The following is a 15356-nucleotide window of genomic DNA, read 5'->3' on the forward strand; positions in this document are numbered from 1 at the left end:
CGGTGACGGCGGTCNCGGGGGCCGCGTGCTGGGGCGGGCTGGGTCGACCGGTACGGACAGGCCAGGGTCGCGGTCCCCGCCGTCGTCTGCTATGTGGCCGGGGCGACCGCCATGGTGCTGTGCGTCCACCTCGGCGCCCCCGCCTGGACGCTGTTCTGCTGCGCGGCGGGCTCCTCCGGTGTGCCCAGCCTGGGCTCGATGACCCGGGCCCGGTGGGCCGCGCTGTACCGCGACGACCCGGCCGCCCGGCACACCGCCAACTCCTTCGAGCAGGTCGTCGACGAGGTCTGTTTCATGGCCGGGCCCGCGCTGGCCATGGTGCTCTGCACGACGGTCCTCCCCGAGGCCGGGCTGATCACGGCGGCGGCGCTGCTGTTCACCGGCACGCTGCTGTTCGCCGCCCAGCGTCGCACCGAACCGCCGCCGGGTCCGCGCCCCGCCCGGGGCCGCGCCCTGCTCACCCCCGGTCTGCGGGTGATCCTGATGACCTTCCTCGCGACCGGCGCCGTCTTCGGTTCGATGGAGGTGGCGACCGTCGCCGCCGTCGAGTCCTTCGGCCACTCCACCGCGAGCAGCGCCGTCCTCGCCCTCCAGGCGGCGGGCTCCTGCGCGGCCGGGCTGGTCTTCGGCGCGCTGCCGCCGCGCGGTACGGCCGGAGGGCGCCTGGTGACGGGTGTGGCCGCGATGGCCCTGGCCGTCCTCCCGCTGCTGGCCGCCCACAGCCTGGCCACCCTCGCCCCGCTCCTCTTCCTGGCGGGCATGGCCACGGCCCCCACGATGATCACCGGGATGACCCTGGTCCACCGGCAGATCCCGGCGGCCCGGCTCAACGAGGGGATGACCACCGTCTACACCGGGTTGCTCATCGGCATCTCCACGGGCGCCGCGGCGGGCGGCTGGACGGTCGACCACCTGGGCGCCACCTCCGCCTACCTCGCCCCGGTGACCGCGGCCGCCGTCGCCTTCGCGATCGCCTGGGCGGGGCGGAGCCGTCTGCGGGTCCCGCCGCCGTCGGCCTGATTCCTCCTACACGTCACCGAGCCGAGCGCGGTTCTCCGTTTGGTCAGTACGGTGCATACGGACACCGATCAGCCCGGAGGAGACCATGAGCGCACATCCCGTCGAGCCGCCCGCCGATGGCCTCATCCCCCGGCCGGAACGCACCCCTGAAGCACTGCGCCTCGCGCTCGCCCGGGTAGCGCCCCATCGGCTCGGCGAGATGGACCACCAGAAGGACGAGGCGTTCGCATTGGCCGCCGAACACAACAACCTCGGCCCCATCCGTCAGTGGCTCACCATCTGGGCCGGGGAAGTCGAGATCGAGCGCCGCCCCGATCTGGCCGCGCGACGGCGTAACGCCGAGCACGCCGTGCACACCCTCGACAAGGACGACCCAGCCTGGCGGGCCGCCACGCAGGAACTCCTGGCCGTGGTGAACGAAGCCCGGGAGGACACGGCGTGAGCTGGGCTTGGGAGTACGAGCCCAGCGAAGACCAGGTAGTGGGCGGCGCCCCGCCCGCTCTGGTCGCCGAAGTGGAGAAGAAGGCGGACGAACTGGTCCGCGCGGCTGCGGCCCTGTACCTGGATGGCACGGTTTACCAGGGGCCCTCCCCTCGCGGTGAGAACGTGCTGGTGCCCGGCGGCATGTTCTTCTGCCAAGTGGTTCCCCGGCACGAGCGTGTCTACGTCTTCCAGATAACGGGCTGGTGATCGCGCCGAAAGCGTCATAGCGGTACGGACGCGTCGGCCTCCGCCAGGAAGGGCCGGAGCAGCGACAGCAGGGGCTCCGGGCGTTCCTCGGGGAGGAAGTGGCCGCTGTCCTCGATCACGGCGCCACGGGTGGCCGGGGCGACCCGGGTGAGGCTGTCCAGGGGGGCCGGGCCACCCGCCAGGCCGCCGCCGACGGCCAGGGTGGGCATCGGCAGCGGGGTGCGGGCGAGGTCGGCGATGGCGGCGGTGTCGGCCGCCACGTTGCGGTAGTACGCGAAGCCGTTCGCCAGCCGCCCCGGCCGGGCGTAGCTGCGCAGATAGACGTCCACATCGGCGGGGCGGATGGCGCCGCTCTCCATGGCGTGCGCGTAGAAGTGCTCCAGCAGGACCCGCTCCCGGCCCTCCGCCAGCTCCTCCGCGAGACCGGGCACCGCGAAGAAGCCGAAGTGCCAGAGCCCGGCGCGGGCGATCAGCTCGTCCAGCCCGAAGCCGTGCAGCACCACGGCCAGCAGGGAGAAGCTGCGGACGTGGCCGGGGTGGGCGGCGGCCCAGGTGTAGCCGATGGGGCCGCCCAGGTCGTGCCCGACGACATGGACCCGGCCCAGGCCCAGCTCGGCGCGCCAGGCGTCGAGGAGGTCGGCGGCGATCCGGACGCCGTGGCCGCGCGGCGAGGAGCCCGAGTCGCCCAGGCCCGGCAGGTCCACCGCGAACACCTCGTGGTCGCGGGCGAGCGCGGGGATCACCTTGCGCCAGGCGTACCAGGTCTGGGGCCAGCCGTGGAGCAGTACGACGGGGGTCCCCGAGCCCGCCCGTACCCAGTGCAGCCGTACGCCGTCGATCGTTGTCTCGTGGTGCTCTTGTGTTTCGGTCATGCCCGCAGTGCAGCACCGACGCGGTGTGGTTTTCCTCTCTGATATATGAGAGGTAAAAGGGTTATCCGCGAACACGTATAGGCTTGGACGTCATGGAGCTGCGCCACCTGCGCTATGCGCTCACCCTCTCCGAGCACGCCCACTTCGGCCGCGCCGCCGCCGCGCTGGGCATCCGGCAGCCCCCGCTGTCCCAGCAGATCAAGGCGCTGGAGACCGAGCTGGGCGTACGGCTCTTCGACCGCACCGGGCACGGCGTGCGGCCCACCGCCGCGGGCGAGGCGTTCCTGGCCCGCGCCCGGCAGGTGCTGGACCATCTGGATCTCGCCGTACGGGACGCGGCCGACGCCGGCCGGGGCGAGACCGGTTCGCTGGCCATCGGCTTCCTCGGCACCGCGCTGGCCGCCGTCCTGCCCGAGGTGCTCACCGCCTTCCGGACCCGCCGTCCGCAGGTCCGGCTGGAGCTGCGGGAACTACCCAGCGCCCGGCAGGTCGAGGCACTGCTGGACGGCAGTCTGGACGCCGGGGTCATCTGCGGTCCGCCGCCCTCGGCCGCCCGCCGGCGGCTGACCAGCCTCCCGCTGGGCCGGGAGAGCCTGGTGGCGGCGGTGCCGTCCGGCCATCCGCTGGCCAGTGGCACGTCCGTGCCCGTCCGGGCGCTGGACAGCGAGCCGCTGATCCTCTCCTCGCGGCAGGCCGAGCCCGCCGCCGCCGACGCGGCGCTCGCCGTGTGCCGGGCCGCGGGGATCGAGCCGGGGGTGGCCCATGAGGCGCACAATCTGCACACCCTGCTCGGGCTGGTCGCCTGCGGGCTGGGGATCGGCATCGGCCCGGCGGGGATGCGGCGCTTCCGGCATGTCGGGGTGACCCTGCTGCCGCTGGAACCGGCCGCCGCCGGGCTGGAGTTCCACCTGACCCACCGCTTCGGGCCGGTGCCGAGCGCCCTGGGCGCCTTCCTGCGCACGGTGCGCCAGGTCCACCGGGCCTGATCCGGGAGCCCGTGCCCGGCCCCGCGGCGGGCCGGGCGCACTCGCGGGCCGGGCGCACTCGTTTTGTCAACGCCATTGACATATCTCTCCCACCCCTCGTATACCTCTCCCCATCGAAGCGCTTCGACGAACGTTGCACGTGCGCCATTCCTTCCCACCCTCCCGGAGGCAGCGGATGTTGACGGCACGGAAACGGACGAGACGAACGGTGGCCGTCCTCGCGGCCGTGCTCGCGGGAGCCCTGGTCATGGCGGGGTGCGGGGGCGGCGGGGACGAGGCCGGGGACGGCAGGACGCTCAAGCTGTGGCACTACGAGGCCCCCAACAGCGCCATGGGCATCGCCTGGAAACAGGCGATCGAGGAGTTCAAGAAGAGCCATCCGGGCGTCACGGTGAAGGTCGAGGAGAAGGGCTTCGAACAGGTCCAGAAGACCGCCTCGATGGTCCTCAACTCCGGTGACGCCCCCGATCTGATGGAGTACAACAAGGGCAACGCCACCGCCGGACTGCTCTCCAGACAGGGCCTGCTCACCGACCTCACCCCCGAGGTCACGAAGCGCGGCTGGGACAAGCCGCTCAGCGAAGGGGTGCGCACCACCAGCCGCTACGACGCCCAGGGCGTGATGGGCTCCGGCAACTGGTACGGAATCCCCAACTACGCCGAGTACACGATGGTCTTCTACAACAAGGCCCTCTTCGACAGGTACCGGGTGAAGGTCCCGGCCACCTTCGACGAGTTCACCGCCGCCCTGAAGGCGTTCCGGGCCATGGGCGTTACCCCGCTCGCCAGCGCGGGCGCCGAGTACCCCGCCCACCAGTACCTCTACCAGCTCGCGCTGTCCAAGGCCGACCGCTCCTGGGTGGACGCCTACGAGCGGTACGAGAGCGAACCCGACTTCCACGACGCCGCCTGGACCTACGGCGCCACCACCTTCGCCGACTGGGTGAAGAAGGGCTATATCGCCAGGAGTTCGAGCGGCGCCAAGGCCGAGGACGCGGGCGCGTCCTTCATCGCGGGCACGTACCCGATGTTCTTCTCCGGCAGCTGGTGGTTCGGCCGCTTCAGGTCCGAGATGAAGGATCAGTGGGGCACCTTCCGCTGGCCCGGCTCCCGGCTGACGCTCGGCTCCGGCGGCAACCTCTGGGTCGTCCCCAAGGGCGCCAAGAACAAGGAGCTCGCCTACGACTTCATCGACATCACGATGAAGAAGGGCATCCAGAACACCCTCGGCAACCACGGCGGAGTGCCCGTGGCCGCCGACGCCTCCGCGATCACCGATCCGAAGTCCAGGACCCTCATCCAGGACTTCACCACCTACTCCGAGGGCGACGGCCTGGCCTTCTACCCCGACTGGCCGGTCCCCGGCTTCTACGACACCCTCGTCTCCGAGACCCAGAAGCTGATCAGCGGCAGCGCGGAACCGGACGCCTATCTGGACGCGCTGGAGAAGGCGTACGACGCGGGCGCGCCGAAGGGATGAGTTCCCACGGCCACGGCGTGCGACGGCGCCGCGAATATCCGTACGCCCTGTTCCTGATCCCCGGCGCGCTGGCCTTCCTCGCCGTCATCGTCGTCCCCAGCCTGATGAACACGGGGATCAGCCTCACCCACTGGCAGGGGGTGGGCGGCCCGGAGTGGGCCGGCCTGGACAACTACCGTGACCTGCTGGACGACTCCGCCTTCTGGGAGTCCTTCCGGCACAGCCTGGCGATGGTGGTGGCGATGGCGGTCATCCCCACCGCCCTGGGCCTGGTGCTGGCCGCCGCGCTCTTCGACTACATCGCACGGCACATCGGCACCCGTACCGCGAGCGTGCTGCGCGCCTGCTTCTACCTGCCGCAGGTGCTGCCGATCGCGGTGGCCGGGATCGTCTGGAGCTGGATCCTCGCCCCGGAGAACGGCGCGCTCAACGAGGCGCTGGACGCGGTCGGCCTCGGCTCGCTGCGCCACGACTGGCTGGGCGACCCGGACTTCGCGCTCTTCAGCGTGATGGCCGTGATGGTGTGGGTCCAGCTCGGCTTTCCGCTGGTGGTCTTCATGGCGGGGCTGCAACGGGTGGATCCGTCCCTGCACGAGGCGGCCGAGCTGGACGGGGCGTCGTGGTGGCGGCGGTTCTGGCATGTGACGCTGGTGCAGATCCGCCCGGAGATCTTCGTGGTGCTGCTGTGGTGCACCATCGCGGCGCTCAAGGTCTTCGGCGCGGTGTACGTGCTCACCAAGGGCGGACCCGGTGGGGCGACCAACGTCCCCTCGTACTTCTCCTTCCAGTCCTTCTTCGAGAAGACGCAGGTCGGCTACGGCTCCGCGGTCTCCACCGCGCTCACCGTGATCATCCTGGCGCTGGCCCTGGTGGGCCTGCGCCTGCAGACCCGGGCGGAGGACCAGGACCAGTGAACGCCCTCAAGCGACACCACGCCCCGGCCCGCTATCCGGTGCTGGCCGCGCTGACCGTGGCGGCCGTGGTCATGGTGCTGCCGTTCCTCGTGGTGGCCCTCAACGCGGTCAAATCACCCGCCGAGTACTCCGCGGACGGCCCGCTGAGCCTCCCTCACGGAATCCACCTGGACGGACTGAGGGACTTCTGGGAGCGGGTCGACTTCGGCCGGAAGCTGTTCAACTCCGCGCTGATCTCGGGCTCGGTGGCGGTGCTCGCCGCGGCGCTGTCCGTGCTCAACGCGTATGCGATCGGCATCGGCCGGGTCAAAGGCCGCCCCTGGGTGCTGGCCTTCTTCGTGCTGGCCACCATGCTCCCGCAGGAGGCCCTGGTCTATCCCGTCTACTACCTGACCAAGCAGGTGGGGCTGTACGACACCCGGCTGAGTGTGATCATCGTCTTCACCGTGATCCAGTCCGCCTTCGGCACCTATCTGCTCTCCTCCGTGCTCGGCGCCTTCCCCAAGGAGGTCATCGAGGCGGCCCGGATCGACGGCGCCAACAAGTGGCAGGTGCTGTGGCGGGTCGTGGTGCCGGTCAGCCGGCCCACCCTCGGGGTGCTGCTGGTCTTCTTCTTCATCTGGACCTGGAACGAGTTCCTGCTGCCCCTGGTGATGCTGATCTCCAACGACAACCAGACGGTGTCGGTCGCGCTCGGGGTGCTCCAGGGCCAGCGGCTGATGGACGCCACCATGACCAACGCGGCGGCCCTGCTCGGGGTGCTCCCCGCGTTCTGCTTCTTCCTGATCTTCCAGCGGACCCTGACCCGTGGCATCGCCATGGGCGCGGTCAGATGACGAGGAGAGCCGCATGAAGTTCAGCGACGGCTACTGGAGGCTGCGCGAGGGCGTCAGCGCCGCGCACCCCTTCGAGGTGCTCGACGTGGAGACCGGCCCCGGCACCCTCACCGTCCACGCCCCCACCCATCCCATCCGCCACCGCGGCGATCTGCTCAAGGGCCCCGCCCTCACCGTCACCTGCACCGCCCCCATGCCCGGGGTGATCGCCATCCGGATCACCCACTTCGCGGGCGGGGTGGAGCGCGGCCCGTCGTTCGAGATCGCCCGCCGGGCGGGCGCCGCCGAGGTGCGCTGCGACGCCGAGGAGGCCCGGCTCATCTCGGGCGCGCTCTCGGTACGGTTCGCCCGCACCGGGCCCTGGCGGATGGACCTGGAGGCCGCCGGGCACACGCTCACCAGCAGCGGCGTCAAGGACATGGGCATCATGGAGACCGCCGACGGCCGGCACTACCTGCGCGAACGGCTCACGCTGCGGGTCGGCACCTCCGTCTACGGACTGGGCGAGCGCTTCGGCCCGCTGGTGCGGAACGGCCAGGCCGTCGACATCTGGAACGCCGACGGCGGCACCGCCACCGAGCAGGCGTACAAGAACGTCCCCTTCTTCCTCACCGACGCGGGCTACGGCGTCTTCGTCGACCACCCCGGCCGGGTCTCCTTCGAGGTCGGCTCGGAGGCGGTCTCCCGGATCCAGTTCAGCGTCCGGGACCAGGAGCTCACGTACTACGTCATCCACGGGCCCGGCCCCAAGGAGATCCTGCGCCGCTACACCGCGCTCACCGGCCGCCCCGCGCTGCCGCCCGCCTGGTCCTTCGGACTGTGGCTGTCCACCTCCTTCACCACCTCCTACGACGAGGAGACGGTCACCGGCTTCGTCGACGGCATGGCCGAACGCGCCCTGCCGCTGTCCGTCTTCCACTTCGACTGCTTCTGGATGCGCGAGTACCAGTGGTGCGACTTCACCTGGGACCCGCGCGTCTTCCCCGACCCCGAGGGCATGCTGCGCCGGCTGCGCGAACGGGACCTGCGGATCAGCGTCTGGATCAACCCCTACATCGGCCAGCGCTCCCCGCTCTTCGCCGAGGGCAAGGCGGCCGGCCATCTGCTGAAGCGGCCGGACGGCTCCGTCTGGCAGTGGGACCTGTGGCAGCCGGGCATGGCGCTGGTGGACTTCACCAGCCCCGCTGCCCGCGCCTGGTACGCGGCCAAGCTGACCGCGCTGCTGGACATGGGCGTGGACTGCTTCAAGACCGACTTCGGCGAGCGGGTGCCCACCGATGTGGTGTACGCGGACGGCTCCGACCCCGAGCGGATGCACAACTACTACACCCACCTCTACAACCGCACCGTCCACGAGGCACTGAGCGAGCGGCGCGGTGAGCGCGAGGCGGTGGTCTTCGCGCGCTCGGCCACGGCGGGCGGCCAGCGGTTCCCGGTGCACTGGGGAGGCGACTGCGAGTCCACCTACGAGGCGATGGCCGAATCGCTGCGCGGCGGGCTCTCGCTGGGTCTTTCCGGCTTCGGCTTCTGGAGCCACGACATCGGCGGTTTCGAGGGCACCCCGGACCCGGCCCTGTTCAAGCGGTGGATCGCCTTCGGGCTGCTGTCCTCGCACAGCAGACTGCACGGCTCGTCCTCCTACCGGGTGCCGTGGCTCTTCGACGAGGAGGCGGTCGAGGGCCTGCGCCTGTTCACCCGGCTGAAGCTGCGGCTGATGCCGTATCTGTACGAGGCGGCGCGGCAGGCACACACCGAGGGCGTCCCGCTGATGCGCGCCATGGTCCTGGAGTTCCCCGGCGACCCGGCGTGCGCGGGTCTCGAGCGGCAGTACATGCTCGGCGGGGACCTGCTGGTCGCGCCGGTCTTCGACAACGAGGGCGAGGTCCGGTACTACGTGCCCGAGGGCGTCTGGACCCATGTGCTCAGCGGGCGGACGGTGCACGGCCCGCGCTGGGCGCACGAGACCCACGGCTTCCTCAGCCTCCCGCTGCTGGCCCGCCCCGGCGCGGTGATCCCGTTCGGGGCGGCCGACGACCGCCCCGACGCCGACTGGGTGGACGGGATCACGCTACGGGTGTACGAACCGGCGGCGGAACCGGTCACGGTGCGGGTGCCGCGCCCGGACGGCACGACGGCGGCCACGTTCACCGTCGTCCGGGACGGTGCGGTACTGCGCGCCGAGGCCACCGGCACCTCGGCGCCCTGGCAGGTGGAGGTGGCCGGCGGCCCGTCCGCCGACGCGGCGGCGGGGACGCCGGTACTGACCCTGCCGCTCGACGGCGAACGAGGCTTGCCCCAGGGCTGACCCCGGCGTCCAACGGCCCCGGGGGCCTGGCCCAACTCCCCCGGAAGCTTGGCGCAAGGCAGACCTCGACGTTCAACAACCCCGTGGGGGCCTGACCCGGGGCGAACCCGGCGTCCAACGGCCCCGGGGGGCCTGGCCCAACTCCCCCGGGGCCCGGCCCAAGGCAGACTACGGCGTTCAACAACCCCGTGGGGGCCTGACCCGGGGCGAACCCGGCGTCCAACAGCCCCGGGGGCCTGACCCAACTCCCCCGGGGCCCGGCCCAAGGCAGACCCCGGCGTTCAACAAACCGGCCCGGCCCGAGCCAGACCCCGGCCGTCAACAGCCCCGGGGCTTGGCCCAGGCGCATTCGCGTCCGGCGTCGGCCGCGTCGGCGGTGGCGCCCCGTACCGTACGCGGCGCCACCGCCTCCGCATGGCCCTCGCCGGACTTCGCGAGCGTCACCACGATCGCGTCCTCCAGACTCTTCACCGACTCCGCGAGGTAGTTGTTGAGGACCACGCTGTAGACCAGCTCCCTGCCGTCCGCGTCGGTGACATAGCCGGACAGCGCCGAGGCGCCGGTCAGAGAGCCGGTCTTGCCGCGGGCGTTGCCCGCCGCCGGGGTGTCGCACATCCGCGAGCGCAGGGTGCCGCCCACGAACCGGTCCGGGGCGCAGGCCACCGGCAGCGAGGCGTACCAGTCGGCGTACCAGGGCTCGTCACGCACCGACAGCAGCAGCTCGGTGAGGCGCCCGGCCGCGATGTTGTCCATCCGGGACAGCCCGGAGCCGTCGACCTGGCGCACCGCGCCGGCGTCCACCCCCTGCTTCTTCAGCCAGTCGGCGGTCGCCTCCAGGCCCGCGTCCCAGGTGCCGCGCCCGGCCGCCTCGTAGCCGATGGCCTTGGTGAGCGCCTCGGCGTGGATGTTGTTCGACAGCTTCATGAAGGGGACCAGCAGCTCCTTGAGCGGCATGGAGCGGTGGGCGGCGAGCACCCGGGCGTCCGCCGGGGTGGCCCTGCCCAGCCGGGTGGGCCCGGCCACCCGGACGCCGTGCCGCTCGAGCGCGTCGGCGAAGACCGAGGTGGCGTAGCCGGTCGGCTCCCAGACGCTGACCCACTCCTTGACGGTCGCGGCCCCGGCCGGGACGGCGCCGCTGACGGTGATCGTGTTGGTGCCGTGCCGCCGTTCGACGGTGAGGCCGCCGCTTCCGGTGGTGGCGCGGTTGTCGATCCGTACGTAGGCGTTCGGCGGCGTGACCGTGACCTTCGGCCGGTCGCCGGGGGCCGCACCGGGGGTGACCTCCACGATGACACTGCCCGCGTCGTAGTCGGTGTCGGGGGCGAGGGTCAGCGCGGAGATCTGCGCCGCGTAGTACGAGGACTCGTCGTCGGCCGCCCAGGACCGGCCCACCCGCTGGGCGTCGAACCGGGTGTCGTCGGCGATCAGCCGCCCGGTGACCTTGGTGATACCCGCGTCGGCGACGCTCTTGGCCAGGCGGTCGTAGTCCGCGGCCAGCATGGTGGGGTCGCCGGTGCCCCGGAGGTACAGATCGCCCCGGAGAGTACGGCCGTGCCGGGAGCCGTCGGTGCGGACGTCGGTACGGAAGCGGTGGCCGGGACCGAGCAGCCCCATGGCGGCGGCCGAGGTGAACAGCTTGGTGTTGGAGGCGGGCATCAGCCGGTCATCGGGCCGGTGCCGGTAGAGGACCGCACCGGACTCGGCGTCGGCGACCACCACCCCGGCCGCGCCGCCCTTCAGCAGGGGGTCGGCGAGCACGGTGTCGAGGGCGGCACCGAGCCCGGCGCGGGAGGTGTCCGCACCGGCCGGTGAGCTCCAGGTGAGCGTGCAGGCGAGTCCGATGACGAGGGGCCAGATCCAGCCACTCACACGACGGTTCAGGGATCTGCTCATGTCACGGGAGGATTCCGCACGGTCAGGCTCCGCGACAGGGCGCCGCCGACCGGAAACCGGGCCGCGGACCACCGTGTCCCCTGAGGGGAAGGCTCAGCTGACGGCCGGCTCGTCGTCCGCAGCGGGGCCGGTGGTCAGGGCGAGGCTCCCGGGGAGGGCGGCGACGGCCGCACAGAGGCGGACGGCAAGGTCCTGACGGGAGGGCGGCTCCACGCGGAGGCGGACGGCCAGGTCCTGACGGGGCGGCGGCTCCACCCGATCCGCCACACCAGCCACACCTGCCAGACCCACACCAGCCACACCGGCTACATCCGCCACACCCACACCAGCCACACGAGCTACATCCGCCACACCAGCCACACCAGCCACACCCGCCTCACCCACGGCCCCGCCCACCTGCGCCGCCCAGCCCGCCACCGCGCCCCGGAACGCGGCGATCAGCATGTCCACGGCCAGCCGCGGCCGGAGGTCCCCCGGCGCCCCGAGGCCGAACCTCCGGTCCAGGATCTCCAGCGCCTCCTGGGTGGTCGCCTCGCAGAACTGCAGACCGTGCGCGCCCATCGAGGGAGTCCGCTCGGCCAGCCGCCGGCTGAGCAGCAGCCGCCGGGTCCAGCCCTCGTCGTCCATCCTCTCCAGCGCGGCCAGCAGCGCGTCCCGCCCCAGATCCACCAGCGGACGCCCGCCCGGGTCCACGGTCTCCAACTCCTCCAGGAAGGCCCGCCACAGGTCCTGGTCGGGGGCCATCGCGACGTCTTCCTTGCTGGTGAAGGTGCGGAAGAAGGTCCGCTTGGAGACCTCCACCTCCTCGCACAGCTCATCCAGCGTCACCCCGCCGAAACCACGGCGGGTGAACAGCTCCAGCGCGGTGTCGATGAGCGCCTGACGGGTGCGCCGCTTCTTGCGTTCGCGCAGTGAGGAGGGAGGAGCGGCAGTCACGGCGACGAGTGTAACCGCCGCCGGTGACGCCACTTGCACGCATCTGCCACTCGGTGGCATAACTGAGTCCGCCATCTCACACCACGTCCGCCACCCCACGTCGAAAGAGGCAAACGCCATGCGCGCCCTGCTCGTTGACCACTCCTCCCCCTCCGGCCTCCGCCTCGGCGAGACCGCCGACCCCGAACCCGCCCCGCACCAGGCGCTGGTCCGGGTGACCGCCACCTCCCTCAACTACGGCGAAGTCGCCCACCGGACCGACGCCCCCGACGGCGCGGTGCTCGGCTGGGACGCCGCCGGGGTGGTCGAGCGCGCGGCCGCCGACGGCTCCGGCCCGGCCGCCGGCACCCCCGTCGTCACCCTGGGCGCGGACGGCGGCTGGGCGGAACTGCGCGCGGTGGACACCGGGATGCTCGGCGTCCCGCCCGCCGGTGCCGACCCCGGCGCGATCAGCACCATCCCGGTCGCGGGCGGCAGCGCCCTGCGCGCCCTGCGCCGGATCGGCGACACCCTCGGCCGGCGCATCCTGATCACGGGCGCCACCAGCGGGGTGGGCCGGTACGCCGTCCAACTCGCCCGGTTCGGCGGCGCCCATGTCATCGCCACCACCGGCGACCCGGACGCGCACGGCGACGCCCTGCGAGCACTGGGCGCGCACGAGGTGATCACCGGGCCGGAGGAGGTCGGCGAGCCGGTGCACGGAGTACTGGACATGGTCGGCGGACCCCAGCTGGTGGCGGCGTACGACAAGCTCGCGGCCCACGGCACCCTGGTCTCCGTCGGCCATGTGACGGGGCAGCCCGAGACCTTCCCGTTCGGGGCCCTCTACGGCAACGAGGGGCGCCACAACCGCTCGATCGTCACCTTCTACCTGCTGGACCGCCCCGACATCGGCCCGGACCTCGGGTGGCTCGCGGAGCGCGTCGCGACGGGCGACCTCGACCCCCAGATCACCTGGCGCGGCGGCTGGGACCGGGCCGAGGAGGCCGTCGCCGCCCTGCTGGACCGCCGCCTCCACGGCAAGGCGGTCCTGGACATCGGCTGAAGCACGTCAGGGACGGCCCCGTTCGGCTGCCGCGGAGGAAGCAGGCGACCGGCTTCCTCCCCGGCGGGCGCCGCGGGACATCAGTGCCGCAAGCACCGCGCCGGGGAACCGCGCTGCGGCGACGTCGCGGCTCTCGGCTCGGAGAGGTGCGCCGACGAGGACCTGGCCCGCGTCTCGCCGTACCCGACCGAGCACATCAACCGGTTCGGCGAGTACTCCACGCACGAGCCCGGCCCGCCTGCCCAGTTCTCCTGCCTCATGCGCCTCTTGGCGTGCTCATGTGTCTCTTGGCGCGTCATGGCAGCCGGGGGGCTGCCAGCCGTTGGCGAGGATGTCGAAGACTTCCCCGACGGCCGCTCTGCGGTCCTTCTGCCGTTGGGCCAGGGCGGGGACCTCAAGGACGAAGCGGGCCAGGGCAGTGCAGGCGAGGTTGTCGTGGTCCACGCCGTACTCGTCGGCGATGGCCGCGCTGAGCGTGTCGGTGTGCCGGGTCCACATGCGTTCGGCGTAGGCGCGCAGCGCCGGGGTGGTGTTGACCAGGCGGGTGAACTCCGCTGTCTGGGGGTGCTCGGCGATCGGCAGCCAGGTGGCGAGTACGTGCTCGCGCAGGGCGTCGATGACGCTCTGTCCCGCGGGCCGTTGCCGCACGGCCGCGGCCAGGTGCGCGTCCGTGCTCTCCTCCTGGTCGAACACGAGGGCTTCTTTGCCGGTGAAGTGCTTGAAGACGGTGGCGGTCGACACGTCCGCGGTTTCGGCGATGTCTTTGATGCTCACGTGGTCGTAGCCGCGCTCCAGGAAGAGCTGGAGCGCGGCGTCGGCGATCGCCCGCCGGGTGGCGGCCTTCTTGCGCTCGCGGCGGCTGACAACGGGCTCGGTCATGCCGTGAGCCTATCCGAAAGTGCCACCAGAAGAAGAGTTGTCACATTCTACTTTTCTGCATACTCTACTTTTGGAACTACGGAACAGACCGAGTCCCGCAGGCCCTGGGCTGCCCGGACCAGACACCGCGGTCCGACCGCGGCAACCGATCCGGCGACCGCCGCCTGCCGTGGCACGTCGCGCCCCCGGATCCCGAGCACCGGCAACGCCACCCGCCGGCCGCGACGTGCCACCCATCCCCCAGCGAAGGACGCATTCATGACATCTCCGAACCCCGCTCACGCGCGCATCAGCGTCATCGGAGCCGGGCCCGGCGGGCTGACCTGCGCCCGCATCCTTCAGCGGCACGGCATCGCGGTCACCGTCTACGACCGGGACGCCGGCCCCGACGCACGCAACCAGGGCGGCACCCTGGACCTGCACGCCGACAACGGCCAGATCGCCCTGCGCGAGGCCGGTCTGCTCGACGAGTTCTTCGAGCTGGCCCGCCCCGAAGGGCAGGAGATGCGCCAGATGGACCTGACCGGCCGGATCACCTCCCATCAGGTCCCCGAGCCCGACGAGCTGTTCAAGCCGGAGATCGACCGCGGCCAGCTGCGCGACCTGCTGCTCGGCTCCCTCGAGCCCGGCACGGTGCGCTGGGGCCACGGCCTCGACCGCGTCAGCGGACCCGCCCAGGGGCCACGCCTGCTGCACTTCACCGACGGCACCACCGTCGAGACCGACCTCGTCATCGGGGCCGACGGCGCCTACTCCCGCGTGCGCCCGGCCGTCTCGCCGGCCGTCCCCGAATACAGCGGGGTCAGCTTTCTGGAGGCGTGGTTCTCCGACGTCGAAGCCCGTCACCCCGAGATCGCCGAACTGGTCGGCCAGGGCGGCGCGCACGCCGCCGACGGCGAGCGCGGCATGTTCGCCCAGCGCAACAGCAATGACCACATCCGCGTCTACCTGATCCAGCGCGCCCCGGCCGACTGGATCACCGCGAGCGGTCTGACGCCCACGGACACCGGCGCCATCCGCGCCCTGCTCCTGGAGCGCTACGCCCGCTGGTCTCCCCGCATGAAGCAGATGATCACCGACAACGACGGCCCCTATGTGGACCGCCCGATCTTCGCCCTGCCCGTGCCGCACACCTGGGAGCACAACCCGACGGTGACCCTGCTCGGCGACGCCGCCCACCTCATGCCGCCGCTGGGGGTCGGCGTCAACCTCGCCATGCTCGACGCGAGCGACCTCGCTCTGGCCCTGGCGAACGCGGCGACTGTCGACGACGCCGTCCACGCCTACGAGAAGACCATGCTCCCCCGCTCCGTCGAGACCGCCCAAGCCCTCGAAGGCGCCGCGGAGCACCTGCTGGCCACCGAGTTCCCCGACTTCGACGACGAGGACCCCCAGCACTGAGCCGGTTCTCCCGGGGTGTGGCGTCGGCAAGCCGGACGGATACCGTCGTTTCTCATGAACATCGGCGCTCCTGGCCATTCGCCGAGGAGTTGTGTCACC

13 protein-coding genes and 1 pseudogene are annotated in these 15356 nt (G+C 71.9%); 10 read left to right on the top strand and 4 right to left on the bottom strand.

Features of this window, described 5'->3' with window-relative positions; translation table 11 throughout:
* Positions 1–48 precede the first annotated feature (48 nt).
* The 3 genes and pseudogenes from AXW62_RS29270 to AXW62_RS29280 all read left to right on the top strand — a co-directional run.
* Positions 49–1020: pseudogene (locus AXW62_RS29270) on the top strand (MFS transporter); the annotation flags it as partial.
* 85 nt (positions 1021–1105) lie between these two features.
* A complete protein-coding gene (locus AXW62_RS29275; protein WP_060947165.1) occupies positions 1106–1462 on the top strand; it encodes a hypothetical protein in 357 nt (118 codons plus the stop codon).
* Entirely contained in the window at positions 1459–1710 is a 252-nt protein-coding gene (locus AXW62_RS29280; protein ID WP_060947166.1) for a hypothetical protein, read from the top strand. Before AXW62_RS29275 ends, AXW62_RS29280 begins: the two co-directional genes overlap by 4 nt.
* A 14-nt stretch (positions 1711–1724) precedes the next feature.
* On the opposite strand, the gene AXW62_RS29285 is transcribed toward AXW62_RS29280, so the two are convergent.
* Positions 1725–2582, bottom strand: coding sequence for an alpha/beta fold hydrolase (locus AXW62_RS29285; RefSeq protein ID WP_060947167.1), 858 nt, complete (start codon positions 2580–2582; stop codon positions 1725–1727).
* A 92-nt stretch (positions 2583–2674) separates the two neighbouring features.
* Between AXW62_RS29285 and AXW62_RS29290 the strand changes: the two genes are divergently transcribed.
* The 5 genes from AXW62_RS29290 (at position 2675) to yicI (ending at position 9103) form a co-directional block, all read left to right on the top strand.
* Positions 2675–3568: a LysR family transcriptional regulator gene (locus AXW62_RS29290; protein WP_051886420.1), complete on the top strand. Its 894-nt coding sequence runs from the start codon at positions 2675–2677 to the stop codon at positions 3566–3568.
* A 175-nt stretch (positions 3569–3743) separates the two neighbouring features.
* Positions 3744–5048, top strand: a complete 1305-nt coding sequence (locus AXW62_RS29295; protein ID WP_060947169.1) for an extracellular solute-binding protein — start codon at positions 3744–3746, stop codon at positions 5046–5048.
* Positions 5045–5962 (top strand): carbohydrate ABC transporter permease, encoded by a 918-nt coding sequence (locus tag AXW62_RS29300; protein ID WP_060947170.1) that lies wholly within the window; start codon positions 5045–5047, stop codon positions 5960–5962. The genes AXW62_RS29295 and AXW62_RS29300 overlap by 4 nt, the downstream gene beginning before the upstream one ends.
* Positions 5963–6033: 71 nt before the next feature.
* Entirely contained in the window at positions 6034–6798 is a 765-nt protein-coding gene (locus AXW62_RS29305) for a carbohydrate ABC transporter permease (RefSeq protein WP_060947176.1), read from the top strand.
* Between the two features lie 13 nt (positions 6799–6811).
* Complete coding sequence (gene yicI, locus AXW62_RS29310) at positions 6812–9103, top strand: alpha-xylosidase (RefSeq protein WP_060947171.1); 2292 nt, start codon at positions 6812–6814, stop codon at positions 9101–9103.
* 318 nt (positions 9104–9421) lie between these two features.
* On the opposite strand, the gene dacB is transcribed toward yicI, so the two are convergent.
* Positions 9422–10996: a D-alanyl-D-alanine carboxypeptidase/D-alanyl-D-alanine endopeptidase gene (dacB, locus tag AXW62_RS29315; RefSeq protein ID WP_060947172.1), complete on the bottom strand. Its 1575-nt coding sequence runs from the start codon at positions 10994–10996 to the stop codon at positions 9422–9424.
* 93 nt (positions 10997–11089) lie between these two features.
* Positions 11090–11932, bottom strand: coding sequence for a TetR/AcrR family transcriptional regulator (locus AXW62_RS46230; protein ID WP_060947173.1), 843 nt, complete (start codon positions 11930–11932; stop codon positions 11090–11092).
* A 118-nt stretch (positions 11933–12050) separates the two neighbouring features.
* Here AXW62_RS46230 and AXW62_RS29325 point away from each other — a divergent pair, with 118 nt between their 5' ends.
* Entirely contained in the window at positions 12051–12977 is a 927-nt protein-coding gene (locus AXW62_RS29325) for a zinc-binding dehydrogenase (RefSeq protein WP_060947174.1), read from the top strand.
* Positions 12978–13253: 276 nt separating this feature from the next.
* Here the strand turns inward: AXW62_RS29325 and AXW62_RS29330 are convergent, their stop codons facing one another.
* The gene (locus tag AXW62_RS29330; protein ID WP_030835778.1) at positions 13254–13856 is read right to left on the bottom strand and encodes a TetR/AcrR family transcriptional regulator; all 603 of its coding nucleotides are present in this window, start codon (positions 13854–13856) and stop codon (positions 13254–13256) included.
* Between the two features lie 258 nt (positions 13857–14114).
* Between AXW62_RS29330 and AXW62_RS29335 the strand changes: the two genes are divergently transcribed.
* Positions 14115–15257 (top strand): FAD-dependent oxidoreductase, encoded by a 1143-nt coding sequence (locus AXW62_RS29335; protein ID WP_060947175.1) that lies wholly within the window; start codon positions 14115–14117, stop codon positions 15255–15257.
* Positions 15258–15356 lie beyond the last annotated feature (99 nt).

The organism is Streptomyces hygroscopicus subsp. hygroscopicus (genome assembly GCF_001553455.1).
Taxonomy (GTDB): Bacteria; Actinomycetota; Actinomycetes; order Streptomycetales; family Streptomycetaceae; genus Streptomyces; species Streptomyces hygroscopicus.